We start from the raw sequence: 14986 nt of genomic DNA, 5'->3' as shown, positions 1-14986 counted from the left end.
GAAGTCATCCCCCCTCCGGCAACGCCCGCGCTGAAGGCGGTCTCGCCCAACGAGAACATCGTCATTCGCGGTGCGCGTACCCATAACCTCAAGGGCATCGACGTCGACATCCCGCACAACATGCTGACGGTCGTCAGCGGTGTGTCGGGCTCGGGCAAGTCCTCGCTCGCCTTCGATACCGTCTACGCCGAAGGCCAGCGTCGCTACGTCGAATCGCTCTCTGCCTACGCGCGGCAATTCCTCGAGCGCATCGAGAAGCCTGACGTCGATCACATGGACGGCCTCGCGCCCGCCATCGCCATCAAGCAGAAGAACCAGACGCGCAACCCCCGCTCGACCGTGGCCACCGCAACCGAGATCTACGACTACATGCGGCTGCTCTACGCGCGCTGCGGCACCGTCACCTGCCTGCACTGTGGCGGCATCGTCAAGCGCGACACCGTCGATGAGATCGCCACCAGCATCCTCGCCCTCGGCGACGACACGCGCCTCTTCGCACTCTTCCCCATCGAGCGCCGTCCCATCGTCCTCGAGCCCATGCAGGACTTCGCCCTGCCCGTGGAAGAGTCGCCCGCCAAGCCGGCACCCAAGCCGAAGAAGCTCTCGACCAAGAAGACGAAGGAAGTCGAAGCACCTCCCGTCAACGATCCAACGGAGCCCATGCGCGACCGCCTGGTCGAACTCCGTCGCCGTGGCTACAACCGCCTCTTCCAGAACGGCAGCATCGTTGAGTTCTCCACGCCGGAATCGCTGCTGGAACTCAACTTCGCCGAACCGATCTACGTTCTCGCCGACCGCCTCAGCGTCAGCGCGGAAGTCCGTGCACGCATCGTCGACGCCATCGAGACCGGCTACCGCGAGAGCGGCGAGATCGTCTTCCTCACCGCGCCGCGCGATGGCTCCGAGCCGCAGCGCATCCGCTTCTCCTCGGCCTTCGAGTGCACCAACTGCCACCGCGCCTACCGCGATCCGGAGCCACGTCTCTTCAGCTTCAACAACCCCTTCGGCGCCTGCCCGCGCTGCCAGGGCTTCGGGAACACCATCGACTTTGATCCGGACCTCATCATCCCGGACAAGGGCAAGTCGCTCGACGACGGCGCGATCGATCCGTGGACCAAGCCCAAGTACCGCGAGTTCCATGGCATGATGAAGCGCTTCGCCACGGCGAACAGCATCCCCACCAAGCTCGCCTGGTACGACATGACGCCCGCGCAGCAGAACGCCATCTGGGATGGCGGCTCAGGCTTCGTCGGCATCCGCGGCTTCTTTCGTTCGCTCGATTCCAAGAAGTACAAGCTGCACGTCCGCGTCTTCCTCTCCAAGTACCGCGGCTACGCACCATGCCCGGACTGCCGCGGCCAGCGCCTCCGCGCGGAAGCTCGCGCCGTCCTGCTCAACGACAGGAACATCTGCGAAGCCGCCGCACTCACCATCACCGGCGCACGCATCTTCTTTGAAGGTTTGCAGCTCTCGCCCGCACAGGCAGAGATCGCCGGCAAGATCCTCGAAGAGGTACGCCAGCGCATCGGCTTCCTCGAACAGGTTGGCCTGGAATACCTCACACTCGACCGCCTCTCCTCTACCCTCAGTGGCGGCGAATCGCAGCGTATCCAGCTCGCCTCATCACTCGGCTCACGCCTCGTCGGTGCGCTCTACGTGCTCGACGAGCCATCCATCGGCCTGCACTCGCGCGATACCGCCAAGCTCATCAAGATCATGCATGAGCTGCGCGACCTCGGGAACACCGTCCTCGTCGTCGAGCACGATCCCGACGTCATCCTCGCAGCCGATCGCCTCATCGATCTCGGTCCCGGCGCCGGCGAACTCGGCGGCCAGCTCCTCGCCATCGGCACCGTCGAACACGTCAAGAACGATCCCAACTCCATCACCGGAAAATACCTCTCCGGTCGCACACGCATCCCCGTGCCGCAGGAGCGCCGCGAACCTACTCGCGAAGTCCTCAAACTTAAAGGCGCACGCATCCATAACCTGCGCGGCGTGGACCTCGAAATACCGTTAGGCATGTTAACCGTCGTCACCGGCGTCAGCGGCAGCGGCAAGAGCACCATCGTGCACCAGGTGCTGCACCGCGCGCTGCAACACGCACTCGGCGTCGAAGGTGCCAGCGGCGATGTCACGCAGCTTTATCGCGAACTCATCGGCACCCACTTCCTCCGTGAAGTCGTCCTCGTCGACCAGTCCCCCATCGGCCGCACACCGCGTTCGAACCCCGTCACCTACATCAAGGCCTTCGACGCCATCCGCGAACTCTTCGCATCGCAGCCCGACTCGCGCCGCAAAAACTACACCGCAGGCAGCTTCAGCTTCAACGTCCCCGGCGGCCGCTGCGATACCTGCGAAGGCGACGGCACCGTCACGGTCGAGATGCAGTTCCTCGCCGACATCGAACTGCCCTGCGAAGAATGCGGCGGCTCGCGCTACAAGCCCGGCATCCTTGAGGTGAAGTACAAGAACAAGAACATCCACGATGTCCTGAACATGACCGTGAAGGATGCCGTGCACTACTTTGCCGGCACCCCGAAGATCGTGGAACGCCTCCAGGTCCTCGACGAAGTCGGTCTCGGTTACGTCCGCCTCGGTCAGTCGGCAACCACGCTCAGCGGCGGCGAGGCACAGCGAGTCAAACTCGCCTCGCACCTCGCCAACATCCGCACCGGCACGCGCGGCGGCGAGACGAAGAAGGCCGCCAGCCGCGTCCTCTACATCCTCGACGAGCCAACCACGGGCCTACACTTCGCCGACGTCGCAACCCTTCTGCAGGCCTTCCGCAAACTCATCGAAGGCGGCGGATCGCTCCTCGTCATCGAACACAACATGGACATCATCAAGTGCGCGGACTGGGTCATCGACATGGGTCCGGAAGGCGGCTCGGCCGGCGGCCAGGTCGTCGCCGTGGGCACGCCGGAAGAGATCGCAAAGGTCCCCGGCTCCTACACGGGCCAGTGGCTCGCTCCGGTACTTGAGGCAGCGCTATGAAGCTCTCTCTTGCAGCGCTGCTGATCGTCGCCGCAACGGCAAACGCACACGCCCACGCCGAAATCCAGATGCAGATGCCCCCGGGCACCACCTCGCCCGTGCCGGATACCACGCGCCAGGCCCCACCGACCGCGGAGAGCGCCGCCCTGCAGGCCGCGGAAGAAAACATCGCTTCGGAAAAGTACACAGAAGCCGTCACCCTGCTCAAGCCGTTCGCAACATCAACGCAGACCAACGCCCGCATCTTCTACGATCTCGCCTTCGCGCAGGACGCCCTCGGCAACAACAACGAAGCAGCCGCCGCCTACCGCAGCGCCATCGCCCTGAAACCCGAAGACGTAACCGCCCGCGCCTCGCTCGGCCTGCTCCTTGCACGGACCGGCAACGCGAAGGAAGCGGAAGAACAACTCACCGCCGTCACGAAGGTCCCCAACGCTGACCCGGCCATCCAGGCCCGAGCCTACCGCGCTCTCGCCCAGATCCACTTCCGCGCCCCCGCCCGCGCCATCCCGGAACTCATCCAGGCCCTCAAGCTCTCACCCGAGACCCCGGACGACGCCGCCATGGCAGCCGAGCTCACCGACTCCCAGCACGACGACGCTGCGACCGAAAAGGCCTATGCCCACGCCTCAGAACTGGCCCCCAACGACATCGAAGTGGCCGTCGGCTACGCCCGCGTACTGAGTCGTCTCAAAAAGTCCGCAGAAGCGCAGAAAGTGCTCCAGAAAGCCCTCGAAAACCACCCGCAAAACCACGTTTTGCTGGCAGAATTGGCATCCGAGCAACTCCTCGACGGCCAAACCGAAGCAGCCCTCCCATCCCTGGAAAAGCTCCACAAAACCGAGCCAGAGAACGGCGCAGTCGCCCTCTTACTAGCCCGCGCCTACACCAACGCGGGCGCCCCGGACAAAGCCTACGACCTATACGATTCCCTGCTGAAAACCAGCCCCGAAGACGTAACAATCCTAAGCGGAACAGCCGACGCGCTCATCCGCCTGAAGCGCTCCCCGGAAGCCGAACCGCTACTCCAGAGCGCCCTCGCACACCCCGACCGCTTCCCCACAAAGACCGCAATGGCAGAGGCCGCCGGCGAACTGGCGTTCGCCGCATCCTCCAACAAAGACTACGAAACAGTGCTGAGAGCGCTGGCAACGCGCAACGCGGTCTTGCCATCACAGCCGCCATACACGTTCCTGTCAGCTTCAGCGCACGACGCTCTGCACCACACGAAAGCCGCACAGGAGCAGTACCACTTGTTTTTGCAGCAATCCGGTGGTAAATTTCCAGACCAAGAGTGGCAGGCGCAACAGCGGCTGCGGATTCTTGATCGGGCGAAGTAACTCACTCCGCCGGCCATGTAAGCCACAGGTTCAGATCCCCGTCCCGGGGAGGTGTGCAATGCAGGTCCCACGTCTTTGCAATCGGCTCCATCGTCTACCCCACAATCTTCCTGCCCACCTGCGTACCGTCGCATGTTGCGGTGCCATGCTCGCGCTGCCATTGTCCTCGCGCGCCGCCGACAATGGCCTGATGATCGACTCCGCCACCATCGCGTCGTTGCAACTGCGCGCCCAGCAAGCCTCACCACGCGAGCAAGTGCAGATGTACGCAGATCTTGCCGACAAGATCAGCCTGCTCGTCTCACGGGAGATCGCCGAAGGCGAAGAAGAAAAGGCACAAGCCACACTCCATCAGCTGGAAGCTTGCACCGCCGAGCTAGAAAGCGATCTTCACCGCGACAGCAAGGGTTTGAAGAAGACCGAGATGCTGCTCCACGCGACCAACCGCCGACTTACTGACTTGGTACGTAGCGCCTCTGGCGACATGAAGCCAATGGTGCAAAGTGCCTTGAGGCAGCTCGATAAGGTGCAAACGGCCCTCCTGAGCGCTGTTTTCGAGAAGTAGAGGCCCCGTGCGCCGCATTCCCTTTCTAATCCTCGCGCTCTGCCTATGTCTGTCTGCAGCACAGGCTCAGCGGCACTCCACTGCGCTCTCCGAGAGAGAGGAGGAGGCTGTTCGCGACGCCGCGGCCGATCCTGCTGCGCGAGTTGCCGTCTATCAAAGCATTATCGAATCCCGCATCAAGCGTATTCAGGTCATCCTTGCAGACAAGCGCGCACAAGGACGCCGCGAGGACATTCGCGAGAGTATGGACGAGATCGCCGGTCTGGTCGACGAATTCCAGGACAACCTTGAGGAGTACAGCAACGCGCACCGCGACCTGCGGAAACCCCTGCCGAAACTCATCGATGCCACCATGCGCTGGGAGAGCGTACTGAAGCAGCCGCCCGACGACGACAGCTACAACATCATCCGGAAACTGGCAATCGAGGCCGTTGTAGATGTGAAGTCCCAGGCGACCGAGATGCTGCCCGCGCAGGTCGCCTACTTCAAAGAACATCCGCCCAGCAAGACCGCGAACCCAGGTGGAGTCGGACTTATCCCACGGGAGTAGTGCGAGTCGTAAACTGTTGGTAGTGAGCTCCCCGGAACTGCAGCGCATCTTTGAAGTCGCCTACCGCGATCTGCGGCCACGCGCGCCCATGCCGCCGTTCGACATCCGCTTCCGGCGCTTCGTTTCACTGAACACCACGATCCGTCTGCGGGAAGGCAAGCTGCTCGTCAGTCTCTCGGATCTGCTGCAGTCCGCCCCGGAATCTGTCTTGGAAGCCATCGCCCACATCCTGATCGCCAAGCTTTATCGCAAGCCGATCACGGCCGCGCACTCCGATCGCTATCGCCGCTACACCTCTTCGGAGGCGGTCAGCCGCCAGGCGGAACATGCACGGCAGACACGCGGCCGTAAGCAGATTCACACGGCTGTAGGCCATTTCTACGATCTTGACGAGGTCTTCGAGACGATCAACCGTCGCTTCTTCCACGGCCTTCTGGGCCGCCCGATTCTGACGTGGAGCGGCCATCACGCACGCCGTATGCTCGGCCACTACGACGCCGCACACAACACAATCGTGGTCAGCCGCGTCTTCGACGCCGCACACGTGCCGCGTTTCGCGATCGAGTACCTGATGTACCACGAGATGCTGCACCTGAAGCATCCCGTGGTGCGCGCCCGTACGGGTCGTCGCTGCATCCACTCGCGCGAATTTCAGGCGGAGGAGAAGCTTTTTCCAGAGTTTGAAGAGGCGAAGGCGTTTCTGCGAAGGCTTTAGCCGCGGAAGATCTAAGCCGTCTGCTCGACCACAGCGGACCTGCGGCTCCGTGAAATTGCGATCACAATCGCCCCGACCACAATAGTGCCCAGCGATGCCACCTGAGCATTGCTCATGCCCAGATACAGACGCTCGTTTCGGCGCAAGAGTTCCACCAGAAAGCGACCAACACCACTCAGAACCAGGTATTCACCCGTGAGCTGTCCGATGGGCAAATCGCCCTTACGTCCACGGACCCACAGGTACCATCCCAGCGCCAACGAGAAAAGCAACTCGTAGATGGGCGTCGGGTGCACCAGCAGACCCGGCGGATTCGGCTGTGGCGGATCCAGGGCGTCGTCGTGGATGTGGATGCCCCACGGCAGCGTTGTTGCTACACCATAGTCGCCGTCACCTGAGGTGAGGCAGCCGATACGTCCCACGCCGTAACCGATCGCCGCAGCAGGTGCTGCAAGATCCAGCATCCGCACGGCACCGGTCTTGTGCGTACGACCCTGCCACATCAGCGCGCCGATGCCGAAGAGCAAGCCGCCAAACCACGCAAAGCCGGCCTGAAACCAGTGGAAGAAGCGCGTTAGGACTTCCAGCGGCTGAGACCAGCCCGGCAGGATGACCTCCTGCATGGCCATACGAAGCTGGAAGGGGTGTTGTAACTCGTGCCAGAGCTTGGCGCCGACTACACCGGCGATCATCACGGTTGAGACAACGACGATGGCATCAGCCGACACACCAGCTCGCAGGAACGAGCGATGCAGCACGTACGCCGCAGTCACCGCAGCGAACCACATCAGGATGCCGAACGTGCCGAGAGTGAGCGAACCGATGTGCAGATACGGAAACATTGCGTCTTCCAAGTATACCGGGGTTTGCGCTCGCGACCGTACGCGATAGGCTAAGGTACATGGCGACTCCCACCCTTCCCTTCGTCCCCGCGTCCTCCTGCCAAGTTCTCTTCTCCGTCGAGCAGATACGCGAGCGCGTCATCGCCATCGGCAAGCAGATCAGTGAAGACTACAAAGGAGAAAGCATCGTCCTTGTGGGTGTGTTGAAGGGCGCGGCCATCTTCCTTGCAGATCTCGCTCGCGCCATCGAAGTCGATAACACCTTCGACTTCGTCGCCGTCTCCAGTTACGGCAAGGGCAAGACCAGCAGCGGTGCCGTTAAGCTCATCAAGGATCTGGATGTACCAATTGAAGGCAAGCACGTCATCGTCGTCGAAGACATCCTCGACACAGGCCTGACGCTGAGCTATCTGCGCAAACTGATGCTGCAGCACAAGCCCGCATCGCTGAAGATCGCGACATGCCTCGATAAGCCGGAGCGCCGCCTGGTGCCCATTGAAGCCGACTACGTCTGCTTCAAAATTCCCAATCGCTTCGTCATTGGTTACGGCATGGACTACGCGGAGAAGTACCGCAATGTCGCTGACATTCGCTTGTTCCCGGAAGATAAGGTTTAGTAAGCCAGTAAGGTCAGCAAAGCGGATGCGATCCTGATCGCATCCGCTTTTCCGTGCTCCTCCACACTGGTCCGAACAAAGATGCATGCCGTAAACACCTCTCACTACAGGCTTCACCACACGCAACCACCCGAAAGGTCTTCGCTTCCTATTCGCTAGGATAGAAAGGTGTCGATGACCGTTCAGCAAAAGCTCGAAATCCTAGCCGACGCGGCGAAGTACGACGCCTCATGTGCCTCGTCCGGTGCCAAGCGCGCGGGCAACGGTCAGGGCGTGGGTCACTCCGACGGTAACGGAATCTGCCACAGCTACACTCCGGACGGACGCTGCGTCAGCCTGCTAAAGCTGCTGCTCACAAACTTCTGCACGTACGACTGTGTCTTCTGCGTCAACCGCGTCAGCAGCGACATCCGCCGCGCGCGTTTCACGCCGGAGGAGATCGTCACACTCACGCTCGATTTCTACAAGCGGAATTACATTGAAGGCCTGTTCCTGTCGTCCGGCATCATCCAATCGCCGGACTACACCATGGAGCAATTGATCGCCGTCGCGAAGACGCTGCGGTCCGTCCACCACTTCGGTGGCTACATCCACATCAAGGCCATCCCCGGCTGTGCGCAGCGACTCGTCGATGAGGCAGGCCTCTATGCCGACCGACTCTCTGCAAACATCGAGCTGCCCACGCAGCAGGACCTTGTGCAGCTTGCGCCGGAGAAGAAGTCCGCGGTCATCGAAACAACGATGACGCAGATTCACGAGCGCAAGCAGGAGGCGGATGAGGATCGCGCACGCTTTCACTCTGCGCCAAAGTTTGCACCCGCCGGGCAAAGTACGCAGATGGTCATCGGAGCTACGCCTTCGACCGACCGCGAAATCATCACGCGCGCCAGCGGCCTCTACACCAGCTACAAGCTGCGCCGCGTCTATTACACCGGCTTTTCACCCTACCCCGAAGCAGACACGCGGCTACCGTTAAGAGCTTCACCGATGATCCGCGAGCACCGGCTCTATCAGGCCGACTGGTTGATGCGGCACTACGGCTTCGCCGCGGATGAAATCACAACGGAGACGGAGCCGGAACTCGATCTAGCCGTGGATCCGAAGCTGGGCTGGGCGCGTCGCAACCCGGAGTTCTTTCCCGTTGACGTGAATGCCGCACCCCGCGAGACGCTGCTGCGCGTCCCTGGCCTCGGTTATCGCAACGTCGATCGCATCCTCAGCATCCGCCGCTATCACCGTCTTGGCATCGAGGATCTTCGCAAGCTCCATGTGCGACTGAAAGATGCCGCGAACTATCTCATCGCAGCGGACCATTTACCCAGCGTTCCTAATCTCCTCGGAGATGTCGCGACGACGGTGACGAGTGCCACGCAACCACCTGCCCAGCAAATGGGATTGTTCGAGGAAGCCGGCCGCAGCGCACTTTGGGGCGCCTTGTGATCGCCTCTGCGACAAGGCGCCTGCGTGTCGAGCCCGAATTCAACGCGTGGCGAGACCTTGCACGTGCAGCATTGTCCCAAGGGGTTACCCCCGATGAGATCGACTTCGAAGATGCGACCGTTCCCTCTTCGAATGACCTCTTCCAGACGGTATCTAAACCACTTGATCTCAATGTCGAAGCCAAGGCTCCGCACGTTCCAAAGACCTTCCTGCAGAAGGCGCTGCTCGCTTCGTACCATCGCGACCCGCAACGCTGGAATCTGCTCTACCGCCTGCTTTGGCGGCTTCAATCCAATCGCGATTTGCTGAAGGTTGAAGTCGACCGCGACGTTAACGAACTGCTGCGCATGGAGCAGCAGGTGCGTCGCGATGAACACAAGATGCACGCCTTTGTTCGCTTTCGCAGCATTCAGCAGGATAGCGAAGAGCACTTCATCGCCTGGTATGAACCGCAGCATCGCATCCTCGAACTTGCAGCCCCGTTCTTTGCAGAACGCTTCGCCATCATGCGCTGGTCCATCCTCACTCCCGACGGTTCCGCGTCATGGGATCCCGCAACGAAGCAGCTGCAATATGGCCCAGCGGTCACGCGGGACCACGCACCCGCCGGCGATGAACTTGAAGTGCTCTGGAAGAGTTATTACGCCAACATCTTCAATCCGGCGCGGTTGAATCCTGATGCCATGCGTGGCCACATGCCGGTACGCTATTGGGGCAACCTGCCCGAGGTGGACTTGCTTCCCAATTTGATGGCAACCGCAGCGAAGCGCGTTGAGGGGATGGTGGCTCTACAGACCGGCAAGCCAAGCGCCGCACCTTTCGTCCCTGCCTCACACACGCTCACGGCGATCAACGCGGCACTACCCACCTGCAAAGGCTGTGACCTGTACTGCCACGCCACGCAGGTCGTGCCGGGGCGAGGAAGCCTGCACGCTTCCCTCGTGCTGGTAGGTGAACAGCCAGGCGACCAGGAAGATCTGCAGGGCGAGCCATTCGTCGGGCCCGCTGGCGGAGTGCTGCGACGAGCACTCGCTGAAGCCGGCATCCACGATGCCGATGTCTACTTGACGAATGCCGTAAAGCATTTCAAGTTCGTGCAGCGCGGCAAGCTGCGACTGCACCAGAACCCGCGGATGAGTGAGATCGTCGCGTGCAAGCCATGGCTCCTTGCGGAACTGGACGCTCTCAAACCCAAAATAGTTCTTTGCCTCGGTGCGTCCGCATCGAAGTCGTTGCTGGGCGGAACCTTTGCACTCATGCGCGATCGCGGCAAGATTCTGTCGACGCCCTATGCCGAGCAAGTGATGGCAACCTTCCATCCATCGGCCGTGTTGCGCGCACGAGACGAAGCCACACGGGAGCAGCTCTACAAGCATCTGCGCGATGACCTGATCACAGCAAACCAGATCGCTCTCAGCAAGGCCTGATCAGGCCCAACCGCAGAGACCCGCAACCTTTGCAGCCCACTCGTCTTCCGTGGAGATGGGCGGTAGTGGTTGATCGATCTGTCTCCCTGCAACCAGACCTTCAATGGCGTCACGCAACGCGGGCACCATCGCATCCGGGCCACCATCGAACACTGTAGCCCACGGTGTCTCGCGCAGGATGTCACTCACGCCACTCTCGCGGTGCAGCAACACCGGTATGCCAGCCTGTAGCGCCTCAACCGCAGGTATCCCGAAACCCTGCACCGCTGGCATCAGGAAAAGGTGCGCTTCGCGCATCAGCAGCTGCAACTCATCATCGGAGACATAGCCCAGGAAGCGCACACGCTCTGCAAGGCCCAGCACCTGCGCACGCTGCCGCAGCGACTCGATCAGTGATCCTTTCCCTGCGAGGTCCAGGCGCCAGTCAGCCTTGGCGGAAAGTGGAGGCGATTCCCTCTCAAGGACAGCGAGGGCTTCCAGCATCCAGTCGATGCGTTTGTTGGCTTCGATACGGCAGACGGAAAGCATGTTCAACACGCCATGAAACGGCCGCTCATGAAAACCGTCCTTCGCAGGCAGACCGCCCATGCGCGCAATTTGAGCTTTCATGCGAAAGTCTTTACGACATTCCGCCTGCAGGAATTCACTGGTTACGATTGTGGCGCCACCCGACCGCAGCCCGATGCCGATGACGTACTCCGAAATTGCGAGTCGAAGCTTTCCCTTGAGCGAGCGATGTCCCGCATCGCTCAACAACGCCGCGGTGTCATGCATGAGGCAGTTGAAACCACGCACACCAGCGAGAGTGACATGCAGCGCCGGCTGGTAGCCAGAGACGATCAACTTCGGCTGCTGTTTCTTGTCTGCAAAATGCTGTTTCAATGCCGCGATCTTAGCGCGCACACCGCCCTGCGGCTTTAATTGGATGACTTCAAGAGGATGTTGCACATGCTTTTCCAGCCCAACGCGATCCTCATAGGTCAGCACGCGGTTCGCAATACCATGCTCATAGAGCCATCGCGAAAGCGCGAGGTCGCTGCGTTCGGCACCGCCGAACGCTTCCACCTCTGCAATGAAGATCTCTACTGGCTGCGACGTTTCCATGCGACCTTTTCTTAACGCGCGGCAATTTCGTTCAGAAGCGTGAAGAACTCCGGGAACGAGATAGCCGCAGCCTCTGCGCCGTGGATCGTCGTCTCGCCCTCTGCGCGCAGCGCAGCCACAGCAAAAGCCATGGCGATGCGATGATCGTCGGCCGAATCGACCACGCCACCACGCAGCGTCTGGCCGCCGGGAACGTGCATGCCATCCTCAAACTCCTCAACCTCCGCGCCCATCGCCCTTAGGTTCTGTACCACCAAGGCAATGCGGTCGGACTCTTTGACGCGTAGTTCCTTCGCATCACGGATCGTCACACCATCGCGCGTGAACGGAGCGATGGCGGCAAGCACTGGCAGTTCATCAATGATGAGGGCCGGCAGTGTGCCGGTGATTTCTGCACCCTTCAGGACCTCAGCGCCGTTCACTTGCAGCGTGCCGATCATCTCGCCATGCTTCTCTTCTAGGTTCAGCACCGTGATCTTCAATCCCATGCCGGTCAGCACATCCAGCAGAGTCGACCGCGAGGGATTCATGCCGACGTCATCCAGCACCAGCTGTGAATCCGGAAACAGCAGCGCCGCGCAAAGGAAGAAGGCGGCTGATGAAAGATCGCCGGGCACCGTCGCTTCAATCGCTGTGAGCGACTGTCCGCCACGGATCGAGATGCTGTCCCGCCCACGCTCAAGCTCCGCACCGAACGCGCGCAGTGCATGCTCCGAGTGGTCGCGCGTGCGAACCGCCTCCTGCAAAGTCGTGGTGCCTTCCGCGCCCAATCCCGCAAACAACACAGCAGTCTTCACCTGGGCCGATGCAATCGGGGTGCTGAACTCAATCGCCTTCAACGGCCCGCCGTGGACGACCATCGGTGCGTGCCCATCGATGAGCTCGATGCGTGCGCCCATCTGTTCCAGAGGTCCCTTGATGCGCTGCATCGGCCGCTTCGTCAGCGATGCGTCACCCACGAACGTGTACGTACCAGGATGCGACGCCACCAGCCCCGCCAGCATTCGCATGGTGGATCCACTGTTGCCGCAATCCAAGTCGCGCGTCGGCTGCTGAAATGTGCCGCCAACACCCGTGACTTCAATGACGCCGTCATCACGCTTCACGACCGTCGCGCCAAGCGCTTCCATGCAGGCAAGCGAGCTATGCGGGTCAGCGCCGGTGGAGAAGTTCGCGAGGCGCGAAGTTCCCTTCGCAAGGCCGGCCAGCATGGCATAGCGGTGCGAGATGCTCTTGTCGCCGGGCAGACGGACGCTGCCGCGCACCGTGCGCGCAGGCAGCACGGTCTGTGTAGTGGAATTCGAAGACATGCATTCATTCTAGAGCGAAGCAGGCGATCAAAGGACGCGCAGAACGACCAACGTCTCATCGTCGAAGTGTTCTTTGCCATCCTGGAACTTCGCGACAGCGTCCAGCACGGCCACCACGGCGGCTTCAGCATCCGGCTGCGTCAATGTTTCCAGTACTTCGCTCAGGCGCTCCGTGCCAAACATCTCGTCGCTCTTATTCTCCGCGTCCACAATACCGTCCGAGAAGAAAACCAAAAGGTCGCCCGGGCGTGTCGAGATAGTGAACTCCTCATACTCTGCATTCGGAAACAGCCCCAGCGGGAATCCCTCTGCTTCGATGACACGCGCACGCATCCGGTCCCCATCGCAGGAGACAAGCATCGGCTGCACCGATCCCGCATTGGCAATGCTTAGCGTCCGTCCTTCGTCGTTCCACACGGCAAACAGCATCGTTACGTACTGCGAGTCCAGCTTGCGCTCCTGCAACTGGTCGTTCAGCGCCGCCAGCATCGCCGCCGGCTGCAGGTGTTGCGCTGCAAGTGACCGCAGGATGCCGCTGACCAGCGCGGCATAGAGAGCCGCGGGAGCTGCCTTACCACTGACGTCGCCTACAGCAATGGCCACGCAGTTATCGCCATAGTTGATGAAGTCATAGACATCGCCGCCGATCGACCGCGCGGGCAGAAAGCGCGCTGCAAACTCTGCATGCGGCAACGGCTGCGGAGGGGGTGGCAGCAGACGCATCTGCACCTCACGCGCCATCTGCAGATCCCGCTCCATGCGTTGTTCTTCTTCGAAGATGCGCTCGTACAAACGCGCATTTGAGATCGCGATCGCAATCTGGCCGGCCAGAGTCGTCAGCGTCCGCTGATGATCCTCGTTGTAGTAGTTGAGGCGTGTATGCTCCAACGCCATCACGCCAACAACCTTTTCCTTGTACATCAGCGGGACGGCCAGCATCGACCGCACCTCGCGCGTGTCCGCTCCTCGCTCCGGCGAGGCAGTACTATCACCCAGGTAGCGCGCATCCTTCCGGACATCGCCCACCAGGATTGGCTCCTTCTGCTCCGCCGCTATGCCGAAGATGCCTTGCCCCATAACGGCATTGCGGTCGCGGTTTACGCGCTCGCCAAAGCGCGTCGACAGACGATGCACAAACTGCTGCCGGCTCTCGCTCCACAGCAGCACCGTAAACATCTGGAAGTCGACCACACGCTTCAGCAGCACGCCGATGCGCTGCAGCAGCGTGTCCAGGTCAAGAATGGCCGTGAATTCGCGGCTGATCTCGCTCAGCACGGTCAGCGTCTGCGCCTGCCGCGAAAGGCGTGTGTACAGCCGGGCATTCTCGATCGCAACCGCCATGCGCGACGCCACCAGCTCCAACAAACGCCGTTGATCCTGTGTGAACGCCGCAAGCTGTTCACTCTCAAGATCGATGACGCCGATGACGCGGTTCTTCACGATCAGCGGCACCGCCAGCTCGCTTTTAACCGCCGGGTTCGCGCTGATGTAGTGCGGCAGGTGGCTTACATCATCGACCAGGATCGACGTTCGCGTCTGTGCAGCCTGACCGACAACGCCGCGGCCCAGCTTGACGCGCATGCGCTCGATCTCCGGGGCATGGCCGACCTGGAAGCGCATCCACAGCTCCTGGGTCCGGTCGTTGATCAGCAGGATCGCGAAGATGCGGTAATCCACGACGGCCCGTACCAGCTCGGCCACACGCAGCATTAGCGTCTGCAGATCCAGCGTATTGTTCAACGCCTCGGCCAGTCTCAGCAGAAAGTCCACATGCTCGCTCGATACGCGGATGCGGTTCTCAGGATGTGAGGGTGACGTGGGCGGGATATTCATCTCGCCGTTGGTGGTGGGACCGCGGTCAGGGATCTCTACTTGCGGCGCACTCTGCGGCGCGTTCGGGCTGGGGCGATAGTCCCCCTCGAACTGGTCGGATAGCAGGGCGGCGTCATCACCTTCATCAAGGCGAACCTCGGACGCATCCGAGGCGCGGGACCGCGACGCCACACGCAGTGGCTTCCCGTTCCGCTTCGGCTTGTCCTCGATCGCGTCCATGCCTGCCTTTGTAGCAGATTTGATTCC

At 61.3% G+C, this 14986-nt stretch carries 12 protein-coding genes; 8 read left to right on the top strand and 4 right to left on the bottom strand.

All coding sequences use genetic code 11. From position 1 onward, the window contains the following. Positions 1 to 6 precede the first annotated feature (6 nt). The 5 genes from uvrA to TERRO_RS09340 all read left to right on the top strand — a co-directional run bounded on the left by uvrA (position 7) and on the right by TERRO_RS09340 (position 6167). On the top strand, positions 7 to 2997 hold the full coding sequence (gene uvrA, locus TERRO_RS09360; protein WP_425358501.1) for an excinuclease ABC subunit UvrA: 2991 nt from the start codon (positions 7 to 9) through the stop codon (positions 2995 to 2997). Further along, on the top strand, positions 2994 to 4337 hold the full coding sequence (locus TERRO_RS09355) for a tetratricopeptide repeat protein (RefSeq protein WP_014785758.1): 1344 nt from the start codon (positions 2994 to 2996) through the stop codon (positions 4335 to 4337). Before uvrA ends, TERRO_RS09355 begins: the two co-directional genes overlap by 4 nt. A 145-nt stretch (positions 4338 to 4482) precedes the next feature. Beyond that, a complete protein-coding gene (locus tag TERRO_RS09350; RefSeq protein ID WP_041592534.1) occupies positions 4483 to 4902 on the top strand; it encodes a hypothetical protein in 420 nt (139 codons plus the stop codon). 7 nt (positions 4903 to 4909) lie between these two features. After that, complete coding sequence (locus TERRO_RS09345) at positions 4910 to 5452, top strand: hypothetical protein (protein ID WP_014785756.1); 543 nt, start codon at positions 4910 to 4912, stop codon at positions 5450 to 5452. Positions 5453 to 5468: 16 nt separating this feature from the next. Next, the gene (locus tag TERRO_RS09340) at positions 5469 to 6167 is read left to right on the top strand and encodes a M48 family metalloprotease (RefSeq protein ID WP_014785755.1); all 699 of its coding nucleotides are present in this window, start codon (positions 5469 to 5471) and stop codon (positions 6165 to 6167) included. 11 nt (positions 6168 to 6178) lie between these two features. Here TERRO_RS09340 and TERRO_RS09335 read toward each other — a convergent pair whose 3' ends face one another. Then, a complete protein-coding gene (locus TERRO_RS09335; RefSeq protein WP_014785754.1) occupies positions 6179 to 7009 on the bottom strand; it encodes a prolipoprotein diacylglyceryl transferase in 831 nt (276 codons plus the stop codon). A gap of 59 nt (positions 7010 to 7068) precedes the next feature. On the opposite strand from TERRO_RS09335, the gene hpt reads away from it, so the two are divergent. The 3 genes from hpt to TERRO_RS09320 all read left to right on the top strand — a co-directional run bounded on the left by hpt (position 7069) and on the right by TERRO_RS09320 (position 10493). Beyond that, positions 7069 to 7626 carry a hypoxanthine phosphoribosyltransferase gene (hpt, locus tag TERRO_RS09330; RefSeq protein ID WP_014785753.1) on the top strand — a complete coding sequence of 186 codons (558 nt, stop codon included), beginning with the start codon at positions 7069 to 7071 and terminating at the stop codon, positions 7624 to 7626. Positions 7627 to 7800: 174 nt separating this feature from the next. Beyond that, on the top strand, positions 7801 to 9066 hold the full coding sequence (locus tag TERRO_RS09325; RefSeq protein WP_014785752.1) for a putative DNA modification/repair radical SAM protein: 1266 nt from the start codon (positions 7801 to 7803) through the stop codon (positions 9064 to 9066). Beyond that, on the top strand, positions 9063 to 10493 hold the full coding sequence (locus TERRO_RS09320) for a UdgX family uracil-DNA binding protein (RefSeq protein WP_014785751.1): 1431 nt from the start codon (positions 9063 to 9065) through the stop codon (positions 10491 to 10493). Before TERRO_RS09325 ends, TERRO_RS09320 begins: the two co-directional genes overlap by 4 nt. Here TERRO_RS09320 and TERRO_RS09315 read toward each other — a convergent pair whose 3' ends face one another. From TERRO_RS09315 to TERRO_RS09305, 3 genes are read right to left on the bottom strand one after another with little or no spacing between them, the layout of a single operon-like run. Next, positions 10494 to 11597, bottom strand: a complete 1104-nt coding sequence (locus TERRO_RS09315) for a glycosyltransferase family 4 protein (protein ID WP_014785750.1) — start codon at positions 11595 to 11597, stop codon at positions 10494 to 10496. Positions 11598 to 11608: 11 nt separating this feature from the next. Next, positions 11609 to 12907 (bottom strand): 3-phosphoshikimate 1-carboxyvinyltransferase, encoded by a 1299-nt coding sequence (gene aroA, locus TERRO_RS09310; protein WP_014785749.1) that lies wholly within the window; start codon positions 12905 to 12907, stop codon positions 11609 to 11611. Between the two features lie 27 nt (positions 12908 to 12934). After that, the gene (locus tag TERRO_RS09305) at positions 12935 to 14959 is read right to left on the bottom strand and encodes a SpoIIE family protein phosphatase (protein WP_014785748.1); all 2025 of its coding nucleotides are present in this window, start codon (positions 14957 to 14959) and stop codon (positions 12935 to 12937) included. Positions 14960 to 14986: the final 27 nt, after the last annotated feature.

The organism is Terriglobus roseus DSM 18391, from assembly GCF_000265425.1.
In the GTDB taxonomy this organism is placed as follows: domain Bacteria; phylum Acidobacteriota; class Terriglobia; order Terriglobales; family Acidobacteriaceae; genus Terriglobus; species Terriglobus roseus.
This window is presented reverse-complemented; position numbering and strand designations above follow the sequence as displayed.

What these genes read in the sequence shown, in the direction of transcription:
- TERRO_RS09355 (WP_014785758.1), top strand. Translation starts at nt 2,994, where the DNA reads ATGAAGCTCTCTCTTGCAGCGCTGCTGATCGTCGCCGCAACGGCAAAC.
- TERRO_RS09350 (WP_041592534.1), top strand. Translation starts at nt 4,483, where the DNA reads ATGCTCGCGCTGCCATTGTCCTCGCGCGCCGCCGACAATGGCCTGATG.
- TERRO_RS09335 (WP_014785754.1), bottom strand. Translation starts at nt 7,009, where the DNA reads ATGTTTCCGTATCTGCACATCGGTTCGCTCACTCTCGGCACGTTCGGC.
- hpt (WP_014785753.1), top strand. Translation starts at nt 7,069, where the DNA reads ATGGCGACTCCCACCCTTCCCTTCGTCCCCGCGTCCTCCTGCCAAGTT.
- TERRO_RS09325 (WP_014785752.1), top strand. Translation starts at nt 7,801, where the DNA reads ATGACCGTTCAGCAAAAGCTCGAAATCCTAGCCGACGCGGCGAAGTAC.
- TERRO_RS09315 (WP_014785750.1), bottom strand. Translation starts at nt 11,597, where the DNA reads ATGGAAACGTCGCAGCCAGTAGAGATCTTCATTGCAGAGGTGGAAGCG.
- aroA (WP_014785749.1), bottom strand. Translation starts at nt 12,907, where the DNA reads ATGTCTTCGAATTCCACTACACAGACCGTGCTGCCTGCGCGCACGGTG.
- TERRO_RS09305 (WP_014785748.1), bottom strand. Translation starts at nt 14,959, where the DNA reads ATGGACGCGATCGAGGACAAGCCGAAGCGGAACGGGAAGCCACTGCGT.